The 15,633-nt window shown below is 53.2% G+C and carries 14 protein-coding genes; all 14 read left to right on the top strand.

Annotated elements, in window-relative coordinates; genetic code table 11:
* Positions 1 to 2 precede the first annotated feature (2 nt).
* The 14 genes from nuoF to P9H32_RS04405 all read left to right on the top strand — a co-directional run bounded on the left by nuoF (position 3) and on the right by P9H32_RS04405 (position 15,633).
* Positions 3 to 1,787 carry an NADH-quinone oxidoreductase subunit NuoF gene (gene nuoF, locus P9H32_RS04340; protein WP_322607650.1) on the top strand — a complete coding sequence of 595 codons (1,785 nt, stop codon included), beginning with the start codon at positions 3 to 5 and terminating at the stop codon, positions 1,785 to 1,787.
* 11 nt (positions 1,788 to 1,798) lie between these two features.
* The gene (locus tag P9H32_RS04345; protein WP_322607651.1) at positions 1,799 to 3,547 is read left to right on the top strand and encodes an NADH-dependent [FeFe] hydrogenase, group A6; all 1,749 of its coding nucleotides are present in this window, start codon (positions 1,799 to 1,801) and stop codon (positions 3,545 to 3,547) included.
* 124 nt (positions 3,548 to 3,671) lie between these two features.
* A complete protein-coding gene (gene gspD / locus P9H32_RS04350) occupies positions 3,672 to 6,077 on the top strand; it encodes a type II secretion system secretin GspD (protein ID WP_322607652.1) in 2,406 nt (801 codons plus the stop codon).
* Positions 6,078 to 6,082: 5 nt separating this feature from the next.
* A complete protein-coding gene (locus P9H32_RS04355) occupies positions 6,083 to 7,318 on the top strand; it encodes a Mur ligase domain-containing protein (RefSeq protein WP_322607653.1) in 1,236 nt (411 codons plus the stop codon).
* On the top strand, positions 7,303 to 8,115 hold the full coding sequence (locus P9H32_RS04360) for a TrmH family RNA methyltransferase (protein ID WP_322607654.1): 813 nt from the start codon (positions 7,303 to 7,305) through the stop codon (positions 8,113 to 8,115). The genes P9H32_RS04355 and P9H32_RS04360 overlap by 16 nt, the downstream gene beginning before the upstream one ends.
* 190 nt (positions 8,116 to 8,305) lie before the next feature.
* On the top strand, positions 8,306 to 8,485 hold the full coding sequence (locus P9H32_RS04365) for a hypothetical protein (RefSeq protein ID WP_130594144.1): 180 nt from the start codon (positions 8,306 to 8,308) through the stop codon (positions 8,483 to 8,485).
* A 93-nt stretch (positions 8,486 to 8,578) separates the two neighbouring features.
* Positions 8,579 to 9,514, top strand: coding sequence for a putative 2-dehydropantoate 2-reductase (locus P9H32_RS04370; RefSeq protein ID WP_322607655.1), 936 nt, complete (start codon positions 8,579 to 8,581; stop codon positions 9,512 to 9,514).
* A gap of 65 nt (positions 9,515 to 9,579) precedes the next feature.
* Positions 9,580 to 10,245 (top strand): ferredoxin--NADP reductase, encoded by a 666-nt coding sequence (locus tag P9H32_RS04375; RefSeq protein WP_322607656.1) that lies wholly within the window; start codon positions 9,580 to 9,582, stop codon positions 10,243 to 10,245.
* Positions 10,246 to 10,293: 48 nt separating this feature from the next.
* Entirely contained in the window at positions 10,294 to 11,466 is a 1,173-nt protein-coding gene (locus tag P9H32_RS04380; RefSeq protein WP_322607657.1) for a M20/M25/M40 family metallo-hydrolase, read from the top strand.
* Positions 11,467 to 11,542: 76 nt separating this feature from the next.
* Complete coding sequence (locus P9H32_RS04385; RefSeq protein ID WP_322607658.1) at positions 11,543 to 11,956, top strand: type IV pilus modification PilV family protein; 414 nt, start codon at positions 11,543 to 11,545, stop codon at positions 11,954 to 11,956.
* A 16-nt stretch (positions 11,957 to 11,972) separates the two neighbouring features.
* Positions 11,973 to 12,674, top strand: a complete 702-nt coding sequence (locus tag P9H32_RS04390; protein ID WP_322607659.1) for a prepilin-type N-terminal cleavage/methylation domain-containing protein — start codon at positions 11,973 to 11,975, stop codon at positions 12,672 to 12,674.
* Positions 12,675 to 12,678: 4 nt separating this feature from the next.
* Positions 12,679 to 13,692, top strand: coding sequence for a type II secretion system minor pseudopilin (locus P9H32_RS04395; protein ID WP_322607660.1), 1,014 nt, complete (start codon positions 12,679 to 12,681; stop codon positions 13,690 to 13,692).
* Between the two features lie 61 nt (positions 13,693 to 13,753).
* Complete coding sequence (locus tag P9H32_RS04400) at positions 13,754 to 15,076, top strand: PilN domain-containing protein (RefSeq protein ID WP_322607661.1); 1,323 nt, start codon at positions 13,754 to 13,756, stop codon at positions 15,074 to 15,076.
* On the top strand, positions 15,073 to 15,633 hold the full coding sequence (locus P9H32_RS04405) for a type 4a pilus biogenesis protein PilO (RefSeq protein WP_322607662.1): 561 nt from the start codon (positions 15,073 to 15,075) through the stop codon (positions 15,631 to 15,633). The genes P9H32_RS04400 and P9H32_RS04405 overlap by 4 nt, the downstream gene beginning before the upstream one ends.

Raw genomic sequence — 15,633 nt, forward strand, 5'->3', positions numbered from 1 at the left:
CCATGGCTTTTAAAAACTATATTTTAGTCTGTGCCGGAACGGCCTGTGAATCCAGCAAGGGTGTTGCTCTGTACGAAGCGCTTGAAACCGAACTTAAAGCTCAGGGCGCTGAAGCCGATGCACAGCTCGTGAAAACCGGCTGTTTCGGGTTCTGCGAGCAGGGCCCGATCGTCAAAATTCTCCCCGACGAATCTTTCTACGTCAAAGTCGGCCCGGAACACGCCCAGAAAATCGTGGCCGAACACATCATTAAAGGGCGTCAGGTCAAAGAACTGCTCTACGATAAAGACCAGGCCGCCGGAACCGGCGCCGACAACATCGATTTTTACCAGAAACAGCAACGCATCGTGCTGCGCAACTGCGGCGTCATCAACCCGGAATATATCGATGAATATATCGCCCGCGACGGCTATGCCGCGCTGGAAAAAGTCATCTTCGATATGACCCCGGATCAGGTGATCCAGGAACTGAAGGACGCCGGGCTGCGCGGCCGCGGCGGCGCCGGTTTCCCGACCGGCATGAAATGGGGCTTCACCAAAGAGGCTCCCGGCGACCAGAAATATATCGTCTGTAACGCCGACGAAGGCGACCCGGGGGCCTACATGGACCGCTCCACCTGCGAAGGCGACCCCCACTCCGTGCTCGAAGCCATGACCATTGCCGGCCACACCGTCGGTGCCAATCAGGGGTTCATTTACATCCGTGCGGAATATCCGCTGGCCATTGAACGCCTCGAAAACGCTATTGCTCAGGCCCGCGAATACGGACTGCTCGGCGAAAACATTCTCGGTTCCGACTTCAGCTTCGACATCGAACTGCGCCTCGGAGCAGGCGCTTTTGTCTGCGGCGAAGAAACCGCCCTGCTCGCCTCCATCGAAGGCAAGCGCGGCATGCCGATTCCCCGCCCGCCCTTCCCGGCGGTTAAAGGCCTCTGGGGCAAACCCACCGTCATCAATAATGTCGAAACCTGGGCCAATATTCCGATGATCATCCTCAAGGGGTCCGAATGGTTCAGCAGCATCGGAACCGAAACCTCCAAAGGAACCAAAGTGTTTGCCCTCACCGGAAAAATTAATAATTCCGGACTGATTGAAGTGCCGATGGGGACCACACTGCGCGAAATCATCTACGATATCGGCGGCGGTATCCGCGGCGGCAAAAAATTCAAAGCCGCTCAGACCGGCGGCCCCTCCGGCGGGGTAATCACCGCAGATTATCTCGACACGCCGATCGACTACGAAAGCCTCATGAACATCGGTTCCATGATGGGCTCCGGCGGCATGATCGTGATGGATGAAGACGACTGCATGATCGACGTCACCAAGTTTTACCTCGAGTTCACCGTCGATGAATCCTGTGGCAAATGCGCCCCCTGCCGAATCGGCGGACGCACCAACTACAACATTCTCGATAAAATTTCCAAAGGTCAGGGCGAAATGGAAGACCTCGACAAACTCAAAGAACTGGCCCAGGCCATGCGCAAGGCGTCGCTCTGCGGTCTTGGGCAGACGGCGCCTAATCCAATCATGTCGACCCTGAACTATTTCGAAGAGGAATATCTCGAACACATCAACGACAAAAAATGCCGCGCCGGCAAGTGTAAAGATCTGCTGTCCTACACCATTATCTCAGACAAATGCATCGGTTGCACCGCCTGCGCCCGCGTCTGTCCGGTCGGCTGTATCAGCGGTGAAGTGAAAACCCCGCATGTCATTGACCAGGACCAGTGCATCAAGTGCGGCCAGTGTTATGACAAATGTAAATTTGACGCCATCCTGAAGGGATAAGGAGATAAAAAATGTCTATGATTGAAGCTGAAATCAACGGAATTCCCGTAAGCGTCCCTGAAGGCACCACCATCCTCAATGCCGCCAAAGAAGTGGGCGTACAGATTCCGAAACTCTGCTACCATTCCGACCTCGACGCCTGGGCCGCCTGCGGCATCTGCGTGGTCAAGGTGGAAGGTTCCCCGAAAATGCTCCGCGCCTGCGCCACGGCTATTGCGCCGGGCATGAAGGTGCTGACCCACGACCCGGAAGTGGTGGAAGTCCGCCGCACGGTCCTGGAACTGATTCTTTCCACCCACCCGAACGATTGTCTGCAATGCGGCCGCTCCGGAAACTGCGAACTGCAGACCCTTGCCGCCGATTTCGGTATCCGTGAAATCCCGTTTGAAAAACGGGTTGAACATATCGAGCCGGACACTTCCACAACCTCGATTGTGCTGAATCCGGAAAAATGCATCAAATGCGGTCGCTGCGTACTGGTCTGCCAGGAAATGCAGGGGGTCTATGCCCTCGAGTTTATCGGCCGCGGCGACGGTACCCGCCTGGCTCCGGCCGCCGATGTAAATCTGGAGGAGTCTCCCTGCATCAAATGCGGTCAATGCTCGGCCCACTGCCCGGTCGGCGCAATCTACGAAAAAGACGAAACGAAAATCGTCTGGGACGAAATCAAGAAACACGAAAAACACTGCGTGGTTCAGGTGGCCCCGGCCGTACGTGTCGCCATTGGCGAAGCATTCGATATGGAGCCCGGCGAGCTGGCTACCGGGCAGCTCTATGCCGCCCTGCGCCGCCTCGGTTTTGATGCGGTGTTCGACACCAACTTCTCGGCCGACCTCACCATTCTGGAAGAAGGCACCGAATTTGTGAAGCGCTTCACCGAAGGCGGCGAACTTCCTCAGCTCACCTCCTGCTGTCCGGCGTGGACCGACTATATGGAAAAATTCGCCACCGACTTTATCCCGAATTTCTCTTCGGCAAAATCGCCGCAGCAGATGCTCGGCGCCATGGCGAAAACCTATTATGCCGAAAAGGCCGATATTGAAGCCCGGGACATGTTTGTGGTTTCCATCATGCCCTGTACCGCCAAGAAATTTGAAGTCGGCCGCGACGATAACATGAACTCCACCGGTTTCCAGGATGTGGATGTGGCCCTGACCACCCGCGAACTGGCCCGCATGATCAAGCAGGCCGGCATCGACTTCAAATCCCTTCCGGACGAAGAAGCGGACAGCCTGCTCGGCACTTATACCGGTGCCGGAACCCTCTTCGGTGTGACCGGCGGCGTGATGGAAGCCGCGCTGCGCTCCGCCTACTACCTGATCACCAAAGAAGATCTGGCCGACGTGAACTTCATGGAATGCCGCGGCCTCGAAGGAGTGAAAGAAGCCGAGATCGATATCAAAGGCACCAAAGTCCGCATTGCCATTGCCCATCAGATGGGCAACATCGAAGCCGTGCTCAACCGCGTCCGCGAAGCCAAAGCCAACAACGAAGAGACTCCATGGCACTTTATCGAAGTCATGGCCTGTCGCGGCGGTTGCATCGGCGGCGGCGGTCAGCCCCACGGCGCAACCGACGAAGTCCGTCTGAAACGTACACAGGGCATCTATGCTGACGACGAAAAATCGGTGCAGCGCTGCTCTCACCACAATCCGGAAATCACCCGTATCTACGAAGATTTCCTGGGCGAACCCTGCAGTCACAAAGCACACGAACTGCTCCACACCGATTACATCGAGCGGGCAGCCTACAAGAAATAAGCCGTCTGCCAACAGCTGAAAACCGTCCCTTTCGGGGGGCGGTTTTTTTGTGCCTGCGCCTTGCTTTCTTCAAAGAGGCAACTAGACTGCAATAAATCGAATACATGCGGGTTTAATTTTACCTATGAATTACAGAACTCTTTTTTTATCGGCTATTGCAGCATCAACAATCACGGTCCTTCCTCTTTATGGTCAGGGACTTCCGCCGGCCTTTCCCACCGGGCGGCCTGTGCAGGCCGCACCGGCGGCGCCCGCCGTACAGGCCAACGTTCCGGAAGAAGTGGTTGAACAACGATCTCAACCGGTTCAGACGGTTACAAAAGTCGCACCGGGCCTCGAAAATGATCTGTACAATTTTGCGTTTGAGGGTGCTCCGCTTGAAGTGGTGATGGAGGAATATTGCCGCTGGACCGATAGAATCTACCTGAAAACCGATGCCGTAAAAGCCAATATCACGCTGCGTTCCGAGAAGAAGATCCCTGTAACCGAAGCCATCAAAGTGGTTGAAGCCATACTGGCCATGAATAATATCGCGCTGGTTCCTATGGGCGATAAATATGTCAAAGTGGTTCAGGCCACCGCTGGCGATTTCACCGGACAGGGGCTGGATATCCAGCTCGATCCTGAACTTCCACTGGGTTCCGGAAACCGTTTTGTCACCCGTATCGTCACGCTGCAGAATGTGGAAATCCCCGAAGTGCAGGCCGCTGTGCAGCACGTGATGCATGCCTACGGAAAAATCATGGCACTGCAGCGCAGCAACAGCCTCATGATCACCGACACGGAAGCCAATGTAAAACGCGCCTTGGAAATTATTGATTTTATCGACCAGGCCACGGCCAAAGTGGAATCACGTATTTATCAGATTCAGCATGCCGAAGCGCAGGAAATTGCCAGTAAACTGACTGAAATCATTGACGCGGCGCAAGGCGATGAACCGTCCCCTGCCGTAACCACGGGCAACCGTTATGCGCGAACCCCGCCGGGAGTCATCCGGGCCGGAGCAGCCAACAACCCGAACAGCCGGAACGCCGCAACCCCCACGCAGGCATCCATCGGACAGACTGAAGGGGCATCAGCCACAATGATTCAGGGCACGGTCAAAGTACTCGCTGACGAACGCACTAACATCATCATCATCTTTTCACAGCCGTTGAACTTTCAGTTTTTCGACGAAATCATCAAAGTGCTCGACATCGAAGTCGAACCGGCCACAACCTTCGAGGTCATTCATCTTGAATATGCAGACGCTTCGGACCTCTCCGGTACCATCAACGATTTGATCGGCACTGCCGGCGGCAGCTCCCGCAGCTCCTCGTCATCGAGCTCTCGCAGCAGTTCTTCAAATTCTTCACGCAGCTCGAACACCAGAAATACAGGATCTTCGCGCAGCACTTCAGGCACAAGTGTTACGCCGAATGCCGCACCTGCCGGAGCTCCTTCTATTGAAAACCTCAACCGACTGTCCGAGGATACCAAAGTGCTGGCCGATGAACGCTCCAACGCCATTCTGCTGATGGGCAGCAAAGGAGACATTGCGGTCATCAAGCAGTTGATCCGTGAACTCGATATCATGCTGGAACAGGTGATCATTGAAGCCGCCATTTTTGAGATTGGCCTGACCGACACACTCCGCCACGGCATTGACTGGCTTTATCAAGCCTCGGACAGCACTAAAGTGGGTGGCTGGGACGGCAGCTCCCTGGTCGGCTCTACCAACGGCCTTGGCACCGTTGCATCCGGCGCACTGACCTACTACCAGAACATAGCCGGAATCGACACAGAAGTGGCCATTAATCTGGCTGCAACCGACAACAATGCCCGTCTGCTGGCCACTCCGGTCATCATGACAACCGACAATACCGAAGCCTCCCTGAGTATCGGCGAACAGCGTCCGGTCGTTACCTCTACATCCACCTATAACAACAGTGCCGGAACCACCAGTTCGAACTATGAATATAAAGATATCGGCATTCAGCTCACCGTCACCCCGCGCATTAATCCGCAGCGCTTTGTCGTAATGGAGCTCACGCAGCAGGCCGACCAGATCGGCGGCAGTGTCACAATCGACGGTAACGATGTACCCGTCATTCTCAACCGGGAATTCGGAGCATCCATTGCTGTCCCCGATGGCGGAACAGTGGCCCTCGGCGGTCTGATTCAGACCGAGGTCTCTGACGATGTCACCAAAATTCCGTTGCTGGGCGATATTCCGTTTATCGGCCGTTATCTCTTCAGTTCAGTCACCAAATCGGAGACCCAGCGAGAACTTGTGGTGCTGATGACGCCCTATGTAATTGACGATATCAGCGCCATGACCAAGCAGACCGAACGCCTCTATAAGGGTACAAATCTCCGCCAGAAAGATTGGAACGGCTCATGGTCTGAAAGTGAACTTCGTTTTATTCCCGATCCCGTGGAGGAAGATGATCAGGCCCCGGCAACTCAGCAGCAGATGGCGCCAACAGCAACATCGGCAGATATTCAGGCTCTGATGGATGAAATGAGTCAGCAGGGTGCACAGCAATAGCATCCATGCGGCACGTGCATTTCATAGGCATCGGCGGAGTCGGCATGAACGGCCTGGCCCAACTTGCCGCACAATCCGGATACCGCGTTAGCGGATCTGACCGCGCCTACAGCTCCGATGCTTGGATTTTTCAATGCCTGAAAAAAGCGGGTATCGAGCTCTTTGCGCAGGATGGATCCGGCATAACCAGCGAAACCGATGCCGTGGTTTACAGCACCGCAATCGAGTCCGACAATCCGGACCTGCAGCAAGCTGCCGCACGGAACCTTCCCCGGCTCCACCGCTCGGAATTTCTTAAAGAGCTTGTGGGTGACCGCGAACTTATTGCCGTCGCCGGTACCGCCGGAAAAACGACCACAACCGGGATGCTCGGCTGGATTTTTGAGTCTCTGGGCTTCGACCCTTCCGTCTACAGCGGGGCGGCCATACTCAACTGGAAAAAATTTCCGGTTCCGGGCAATATACGGAAAGGAAATTCCGACCTCTGGATCATTGAAGCTGATGAATCAGATAAATCTTTCCTCAATTTTCACCCCGCCCACTCGATCATCACGAATATTTCGCGTGATCATTACGAACTCGACGAACTCAATGCCATGTTCAACCAGTTCGAGGCTCAAACAGCAGGCACCACCCTTCGCGGCAGCGGAAAGCGCATTCCGGTTCCGACCCTTGGAAAACATGATGAGGAAAATGCGGCCACTGCGCTGGAGCTATGCGTGAAACTGGGCCTGAACGAAACCGACGTTCGCAAAGCTCTTTCAGCTTTCAAAGGCATTGAGCGACGACTCGAAATTGCAGGAAAAACCAATGAAATAACCGTCATCGACGATTATGCACATAACCCGGCAAAAATGGCCTCCGCACTGTCATCGATTGCTGACCGGTTCGGTACAGTGCATGCTTTCTGGCGCCCCCACGGGTTCGGCCCGCTTGCCCAGAGCCTTGCTGATTTTACAGAAGTTTTTTCCAACCATTGGAAAAAATCCGGCGGATCAATCTTTATTCTCCCGGTCTATTATGCCGGCGGAACCGTCACCCGCTCGGTTGAATCCGCAGATCTGGTGGACCGGCTCAATTCAGCTGGCGTTCCGGCGGTGGCTGTGGCAGATTATCCGGCTTTGAAATCTGAGCTTGAAACTGCCGCACGGCCCGGCGATGCCATACTCGGCATGGGCGCGCGCGATCCGCAGCTTCCGCTCTTTGCCCGGCATCTGGTGAAGGAATGGACCACAACCTGAAAATCGAAAGCACAAAAAACCCGCGCGTGAAAACGGTGAACCGGCTTCGCAAATCGAAGCACCGCACCGAGCTGAAACAGACCGTCGTCGAAGGATGCCGCGAAATCCAGCGCGCCTTTGAAAGCGGCTGGCCCTTTCTGGAGCTCTACATCTGCCCCGAACTCTACCTGGCCGTCGACGAAGATCTCCTGGTCGAAAAAATCCAACATTCCGGAGTTCCGGTTTTCCAATGTTCGGAAGCCGCTTTCCGCAAAATGTCTTATCGCGATACCCCGGATGGGCTGATGGCGCTTTCCCCGCTGGTGGGCAAATCACTTGCCGAACTGAAACTGCCCGAAAATCCGTTGATTCTGATTGCCGAAGATCTCGAAAAGCCGGGAAATCTCGGCACTATTCTCCGCACGGCCGATGCCACCGGCGTCGATGCGGTGATTGCATGCGATCATAAAACCGACCTGAACAATCCCAATGTAATCCGCGCCAGTATCGGAACCTTATTTTTTATGCCCGTGGCTGAAGCCACCTCGGATGAAGTATTCGAATGGCTGAAGAAAAACGGTATCCAGTCGCTGGCAGCGGTGCCGGATGCCGAAACGGAATATACCGGAATCGACATGAACGGCGGTACAGCAGTGGTGGTCGGAGCCGAGGACGAAGGGCTGACCGATCAGTGGATCAAGGGGGCCGACCACGCGGTATCAATTCCAATGCTTGGAAAAAATGATTCCCTAAACGTCTCCACGGCAGCTGCAATTCTGCTTTATGAAGCGGTTCGCCAACGCCGGAAACACTTATAAACGGGCGTTTTTCGCATATTTAAAAATTAATTCAGGGATAATTCAACGCTTCCCTGCTTTCCGTGTCATATATATAGAAAAGTATTATTTATACATACACGAGAATATAAGAATTTATTTTTAAGAAATTTCGTTGCAAAATAATAGAACAAAATTACGATACAGGGACATTACGAAAGGAGATAGTACAATGGCTACTAATCCAGCAGGTAAAGGGACAAAAACAATCGGCATCAACATGAAAATGGAGATGGCACAGGAGCTGGAACGGCGCGCGGCGTCCATGCAGCTCTCAACGGGTGCATACTGCAAAATCATCCTCGGGGAATGGATTCGTTCCGGAAAGAAGCTTAAACTTCAGGAAAACTGATACATCTGGATCATCGAACAGCAGGAAAAGCCGGCATCGCATCTGATGTCGGTTTTTCTTTTTTCTGTGCTCAAAGTTTTGCACCCTGCCCGAATGCAGAAGAAAAATCAGTTTTCAATCATTGGAACCGGCGCGGTTGGCGGCTACTACGGCGGCCTGCTTCAACGTGCCGGATTCGACGTCCATTTCCTTGTTCGTTCTGATTATAAACAAATCAAAACAGATGGGCTCCGGGTTGATTCCGTCAACGGAAATTTTACGCTTCCCGACGTGCAGGCCTATAACGATCCATCCGAAATGCCGACCTGCAATGTCGTGATTGTTGCACTGAAAACCACAGCCAATGCAGCACTGAAAAAAATCCTTCCCCGCGTGGTTGGAGAACATTCACTGGTTCTGACCTTGCAGAATGGACTCGGCGGCGAAGCGGAAATTGCGGATATCGTCGGTGCTGACCGTATTCTTGCCGGACTTTGCTTTCTCTGCTCAAACAAAATCGGCCCCGGACACATCAGCCACCTTGACTACGGCATGATTACGCTCGGTGAATATCGGGCCGACGGTGAACCGGGTGGAATTTCCTCCAGGCTGAACCAGCTCAACAAAGACCTTCAAGCCGCCAATATTCCCACCCAGCTGGTTGAAGATCTGGCCCTCGCCCGCTGGAAAAAACTGGTCTGGAATATTCCGTTCAATGGCATGTCAGTGGCCTGTGATTGTCTGACCGATGAACTTGTTCGCAATCCGGAAAAACGCCTGATCTGTGAAAAACTGATGCACGAAACCGCAGCTGCATCCAACGCCGTATGCCGTCCCATCGAACCGGATTTTCTCGCAAAAATGATACGGAATACAGAAAAAATGAAGCCCTATGCTCCTAGCATGAAACTGGATTTCGACCGCGGAAATCCGATGGAAATCGAGGCCATCTACGGCCATCCAATCCGGGCCGCTGAAGCTGCGGGCGTGAATATGCCCGAAACCAAAAAACTCTATGAAAAACTGAAGAAACTCAATCCTGCTGTTTAGACGGAGTTGCAATTAATCGCCGAATATCGGATAACCTCGCGCTCATTTGCATGAGGTTTCTTTTTATGATTAATCTGGAGTATTCCGAGCACCGCGTGGCAGCGGTTAATACCATCAACGACGATCTGTTTGAACTGCTGGTGGAACGCAACGGCATGGAATTCACACCCGGTGACTGCGTGGCGGTTTATACGGAACACGATCAGTCGCGCCCCTACTCGATCGCCTCTGGCCCCGGTAAGGACCTCCTGCGTTTTCTAATCCGTGAGATGGATGGCGGAGAGGTATCACCCTGGCTTCGAAATCGAAATCCCGGTGAGGCAGTCCGGATTACCCCGCCGTTCGGCTGGTTCCGGCCGGGACAGGATATCGGAGAACACCCGTTCGTCTTTCTGGCCACGGGAACCGGCATCGCCCCGTTCATTGCCTATATGGAAACCTTCAACCGGCCGCCGGAAGCAGTGCTCTATGGCGTGCGGCGTGCAGCGGATGCATTTGGATTTTCCGCCCTTCAGAACTTCTGCACGGCCACACAGCTTGCCGTTTCGCGCGAAGCGTCCGAACACCACCATGGGCGGCTGACGGATCTGTTGCCGGATCTGCCAAGAACTGAAAACATGCATTACTATTGCTGCGGACTTGAGAGCATGGTCAACGATACCGCGGCCTGGCTGCAGAAAAACGGCCTGCCTCTTTCGCAGATCCACCGCGAAGTCTTCTTTCACGGCTAGACGGCCTTCGGCTAAAATACCGCCCTTGTAAAATACGGAGTGTGACACATGATTGATAAAGAACGGGCCATGGAACACCTGCTGGACCTGCTGGCGATTGAGGGGCCCACGGGACAGGAAACCGCAGTGGTTGAAGCGATTACTCAGAAACTGCTGACGGCCGGTTGCAAAAAAGAATGGATTAAAACCGATGATGCCCATGAACGTTTGGGTGAAGGGTTTAAAATCGGTAATCTCATCGCCAAACTGCCAGGTACGGTAAACGCACCGCGCATTATGTTTTCAGCGCATATGGATACCGTTCCGCTTTGCCGCGGCGCCGAGCCGGTTATTCAAGGAAACCGGGTGGTGGCCAAAGGGAATACCGGCCTGGGCGGAGATGATCGCTCCGGTTGCGCAGCGATCGTAACCCTGTGCGAAACGCTGCTGAAGAACGACCTGCCTCATCCCCCCATCACCTTTCTGTTTCCGATTGCCGAAGAAAACGGACTGCATGGTTCGCGCATGGTGCGGTTTTCAGACCTTGGAAATCCGGCGATGGGCTTTAATCTGGACGGGCAGTTTCCAAATGAAATCGTCATTGGTGCCATGAGCGCAGTGCGCTGGACGGCGGAAATTACCGGTATTTCCACCCACGCCGGACTGGAACCCGAAAACGGCATTTCGGCTGGACTGATTGCTTCTAAAGCAATGACCCATATTGCCGAACAAGGCTGTTTCGGACGTATTGAAAAAGACAACGGCTCCGGCACAGCAAACCTGGGCACAATCCATGGCGGCGAAGCGAACAATCAGGTGATGGACCGCTGCATCCTGACCGGCGAGTGCCGCAGCCACAGCCCGGATTTTCTGGAACAGATTATCCAGGTGTATAAAGACAGTTTTGAGCAGGCCGCCAGCAGGGTCACTAACGAACAGGGAAAATGCGGCAAGATAAAGTGGTCGGTCATTTCCGATTACAATGCATTCAAACTTAAAAAATCCGAACCCTGTGTACAGATTGCCAGCAAGGCTGTGAAACTTACAGGAAAAGAACCCCGCCCGCTCGTGATGGATGCCGGACTGGATGCCAACAATTTCAATGAAAAAGGCCTGCCGACCGTCACGCTGGGAACCGGCGCGCATAAATTCCATCAGGTGGAGGAATATGTGGAGATCAATGAATACCTCTTTTCCTGCGATGTACTGCTGCAGATTGCCACACTTTCTGCCAAACCGTAAAAAACGGCTCATAAAAAGTGAGCCATGTTTATCTTTATATACGGCCGCCAAATTGGGATGATTCTTTTCGGTTTTTATGAAGCATGCTCACGAATCCAAATTAGGACTCACATTGGTGGAAGTCCTGCTGGCCTTGGTGATCCTCAGCGTCGGCGTTTCGGCACTGATGACGGCAATGTCGCAGTGCCTGTCGGTGGTCCGCACAGCGCGTAACCGTGATGTGGCCCGTGGCCTGATTCAACAAATTGACATGCTCTACCCGATTGAAGAAGTCGATGTGGCGGAAACAATCGAAGAAGGTGATTTTGAAGAGATGGAGGGTTATACCTGGTTCCGTGAAATCCGTTTTTTTGATGAAGAGGAGCGCCCGGGTCTTTTTTTGGTAACGCTGCGGGTGACGTGGTCGGAAAAAGGCCGCGATGCCTTTGAGGAAATTACAATGTTCCGCTATGCCCCGAATGCTGAAGTCGTCACCAGCCAGACCAATTAACCCGGAATTTCTGATAGTGAATGCTGCCACGATCCATCTGAATAAATACCGCAAAGGCTTCACCCTGCTGGAACTGCTGGTGGCACTTACCTTACTGGTGATTGCGATGTCGATTGCTTTTCAAGCATTCAGCGGCACCGTGCGCGGGTGGAAGCGCGGCATTGAGGTCATCGACGGCATCAAACACGGCGATTTCGCCATGCAGCAGATTAAATCAGCACTTAACTCGACCATCTATTTTTTCAATCCGCGAAAAACCTACGCCTTTACCTTTGAAAAAGATTCTTCGGGCGGACTTCCGGCGGATTCCATCAGCTTTGTCACCTCCAGCGGTGCAATGATGCCCTACGATTCGCCCTTTGCCCGCGGCCCGCACCGACTCCGCCTTTTTATTGATGAAGAATTCGGGGCCCCAGCTCTGTTTGCAACAGCGCTCCCGGCGGTACCCGATGTTGAAGATGAAGAAAGTGAATTTGAGGCCGAACCCATTCTGGTTTCCACGGCCGTCCAGGGATTGGAAATCCTGGTCTGGGATTTTGAAAACGAGGAGTGGACCGAAGAATGGGAAAAGGAAAATGCTGTACCGGAGCGGATTCAGATCACCATCTATGTCGCGTCCGACGATGAGGACGAAGATCCTATTCCATTCATGCGCGTGCTTGAGATTCCCGTAGCGGAATCGGTGCAGGATAAACTGACAGGCCCTTCCCTGAAATAAACTCATGCAGAAGCGAATCAACCAACTGAAAAAAAATAAAGAAGGGGCCGCCCTGCTGGTGGCCATTATGGTGTTGCTGATTCTCGGGCTGATCATCGGCTCATTTGCCTTTGAAGTGAATCTGGAGGCCATGCTGGTTTCGTACAAACGTAAAAAATGGCGGGCGGAAATGATGGCCCACTCCGGGCTGGAATATGCCCGCGCCATTCTCGACGAACAGGCGAAGGCAAAACAGCTGGAAATTGAAGATCTGGACGAAGATAAAGATGGCTTCATGCAAGATGCTCTTTTTGTCCAGCGGGGCCTCGCGGTAAACCGTACCTTTTCGTTCGACGACGGCAGTGAATTTACCATTGCCATTGAATCCGCTGAAGCCGGCCGCAACATCAACCTGCTGACCCGCGACCAATGGCTGGATATTTTCGAAATGGCCAACGTTCCCAACACCGACTGGGACGCCATGATCGACTGCCTGATCGACTGGACCGATGAAAGCGACGAACATCAGCTCAACGGGGCCGAATCAGACGATCCGTTCTATCAGGATGCCGGTTATCCCGTAAAAAACGGCCCGCTTGACAGCGTTGAAGAACTGCTGCTCATCAAAAACTGGGGGCCCGAAATCCTGTACGGCAAACCAGCCGATGAGGAAAGCGACGAAATTTTCGGCATTTATGACATTCTCACCGTCTGGGGTGACGGCAAAGTCAACCTGAACACCGCCTCGGAAGACCTGCTGCTCAGTTACTCGGAATACGAAGACTGGGAGCTCGAAAGTGTGTTTGAAGCACGCATGGGCGAGGACATGGAAGCGGGCACGCTCGATGACGGGATCCGCTCGCTCGAGCAGGTCGGTGCCGATGCCGGAAAATTTAAATTGCAAAGTAGTTTTGTGAAGGTAACGTCTGTGGGAGATATTTACGGTCAGCAATATCAGATCGAGGCAATCTTCCTCATGAAAAGCAAGGACTCCGTGGTAGTTTACTGGAATGAAGGACCTGTTAAGCAAAATAAATAAGTTCCGCGAGAAAACGGTGACGGCGGTATGCCGGACACCCGATGGAATTGAATGGACCTCTGTGAAGATTTCACAGGAAGGTACCGAACCGGTCAGTCAAAACCGGCTCGATATCGACCTGCCGGATTCGCTGGCTTCGGAAGACCTGGAAACGAACGATTTCCCGAATTTTGCGGACAACTTCAAAGGCGAAGTAACAGTGGCTGTACAAGCCTCAGCTCTCCTGATGCGCACAATGGATTTTCCTTCGACCGACCCGCAAGAAGTGGCCGATATGGTCGGCTTTCAGATTGATAAAATCTCACCTTTTCCGATAGATCTGCTGGCGGTATCCCACGAAATGCTCAGTGTCGGCGCCGACACCTCCCGGGTACTGATGAGCGCCGTACGGCGAGAACAGATCAACCATATCGGCGAAGTGTTTGAAAAACATGGAATCCGTATTCACAGTATTGATGCACGGGTGCTCGGCTGGCTGAATCTGTTGCAACACGAAAAACGGCTCACCGGAAACGAGTGCGAGATCATTGTGATCGACGATGGAATCGATCTCGTCCTTGCCGTACTGCACAACGGGCAGCCGCTGACCTTCCGTCCGCTGGCCGGAAGCCTGAATGACCCCGAAATACCGGCTGAACTGGCATACGAATTCAGCTACACCCTGACCACACTTGATGCGGAATACGACCTGCCCGCACCGGAAAATATCCATTTCTGGACGCTCGAACATCTTCCGCCGGTCTTCGTATCCGAACTCTCAGAAAAAACCGGTGTAACAATTGAAAACAGCACACTCGCGGAGCTGCCGCCTCTCTCGGAAGGAATCCTGCGGCGCACACTCAGCGCAGAACCGCACATTGAATTGATTCCCGCAGAATGGCTTGAGCAGGAAAAAAACCGTAAAATGCGCAAACAGTTTGCTATTCTGACCGGCAGTATTGCCGCGGTCTGGCTCAGCATACTGCTCATATTCCTGAGCGTCTTTAAAATTCGCGATATGAAGCTGGCATCTGTCCAAAAAGAGGCTGCGGCCATTGCACCGCTTGCGGCGCAGGCAGCACAGAATAAAAATAAGCTCGAAAAACTAAAAGCCGCCTCAGACCGCACCTACTCCTCGCTCGAATGCCTGCGCGAAGCCACCCGCCTGTTGCCCGCCGGTGATATTGAATTTGTCTCTTATAACTATTCCAAAGATAAAGGCGTAACCCTTCGCGGAACCGGACGCGATAAAAGTATCATTACCGATTTCTACACCACTCTGAACAAATCTGATCTGTTCGACGGCGTTCGTAATGAATCCGTTACCGAAAAAACCACAAAAGGCGTCCGACGCGCGGTATTTTCAGTCACCCTTCCTCTATCAAGGAAGGAGGAGAGTTCATGAAAATCTCTCAACGGGAAATGGTTCTCGGCGTCGCCACCCTCGCCCTGATCATGGGCGGTTTAACCTATGTCGTCATCCACAAAAAAATGGCGGTGCACCGAACCAATAAAACAAAAATTGAAAATCTGCGGCAGCAGATCCTACTCGATGAAGCACGAATTCGCATGCAGCAAAACTGGATCGAGGAACTCAACGAACTTCAGAAGGATCTCCGCGTTTTCAATACCGAACAGAAATCGGTATCGCCCGAGCTGATGAAAACCGTCAACACCATTGCCGGAAAACACGGCCTGCATATCACCCGCAGCCAGCCGCGCACGGAAAAACCGACCGGCGACCTTTTTGAACTTCCCATCAACTGTGTCTGGGACGGTGAACTCGAGGCGCTCGTTGACTTCCTTACCGAACTTCAGCAACAGGGCGTCCGTTACGATGTCCGCTCGCTGACTGCTCAGCCTGCCGGAAAAAACAGCGGAAAGCTTAAAGGAAACATCGTCATTCACTGCGTCTACACCCGTAAACCCGGCGGTGCACTGAAAAATCCCCCTGAAAAATGA

This window comes from Pontiella agarivorans (assembly GCF_034531395.1).
GTDB classification, from domain to species: domain Bacteria; phylum Verrucomicrobiota; class Kiritimatiellia; order Kiritimatiellales; family Pontiellaceae; genus Pontiella; species Pontiella agarivorans.

What these genes read in the sequence shown, in the direction of transcription:
- nuoF (WP_322607650.1), top strand. Translation starts at nt 3, where the DNA reads ATGGCTTTTAAAAACTATATTTTAGTCTGTGCCGGAACGGCCTGTGAA.
- P9H32_RS04345 (WP_322607651.1), top strand. Translation starts at nt 1,799, where the DNA reads ATGTCTATGATTGAAGCTGAAATCAACGGAATTCCCGTAAGCGTCCCT.
- gspD (WP_322607652.1), top strand. Translation starts at nt 3,672, where the DNA reads ATGAATTACAGAACTCTTTTTTTATCGGCTATTGCAGCATCAACAATC.
- P9H32_RS04355 (WP_322607653.1), top strand. Translation starts at nt 6,083, where the DNA reads ATGCGGCACGTGCATTTCATAGGCATCGGCGGAGTCGGCATGAACGGC.
- P9H32_RS04360 (WP_322607654.1), top strand. Translation starts at nt 7,303, where the DNA reads ATGGACCACAACCTGAAAATCGAAAGCACAAAAAACCCGCGCGTGAAA.
- P9H32_RS04365 (WP_130594144.1), top strand. Translation starts at nt 8,306, where the DNA reads ATGGCTACTAATCCAGCAGGTAAAGGGACAAAAACAATCGGCATCAAC.
- P9H32_RS04370 (WP_322607655.1), top strand. Translation starts at nt 8,579, where the DNA reads ATGCAGAAGAAAAATCAGTTTTCAATCATTGGAACCGGCGCGGTTGGC.
- P9H32_RS04375 (WP_322607656.1), top strand. Translation starts at nt 9,580, where the DNA reads ATGATTAATCTGGAGTATTCCGAGCACCGCGTGGCAGCGGTTAATACC.
- P9H32_RS04380 (WP_322607657.1), top strand. Translation starts at nt 10,294, where the DNA reads ATGATTGATAAAGAACGGGCCATGGAACACCTGCTGGACCTGCTGGCG.
- P9H32_RS04385 (WP_322607658.1), top strand. Translation starts at nt 11,543, where the DNA reads ATGAAGCATGCTCACGAATCCAAATTAGGACTCACATTGGTGGAAGTC.
- P9H32_RS04395 (WP_322607660.1), top strand. Translation starts at nt 12,679, where the DNA reads ATGCAGAAGCGAATCAACCAACTGAAAAAAAATAAAGAAGGGGCCGCC.
- P9H32_RS04405 (WP_322607662.1), top strand. Translation starts at nt 15,073, where the DNA reads ATGAAAATCTCTCAACGGGAAATGGTTCTCGGCGTCGCCACCCTCGCC.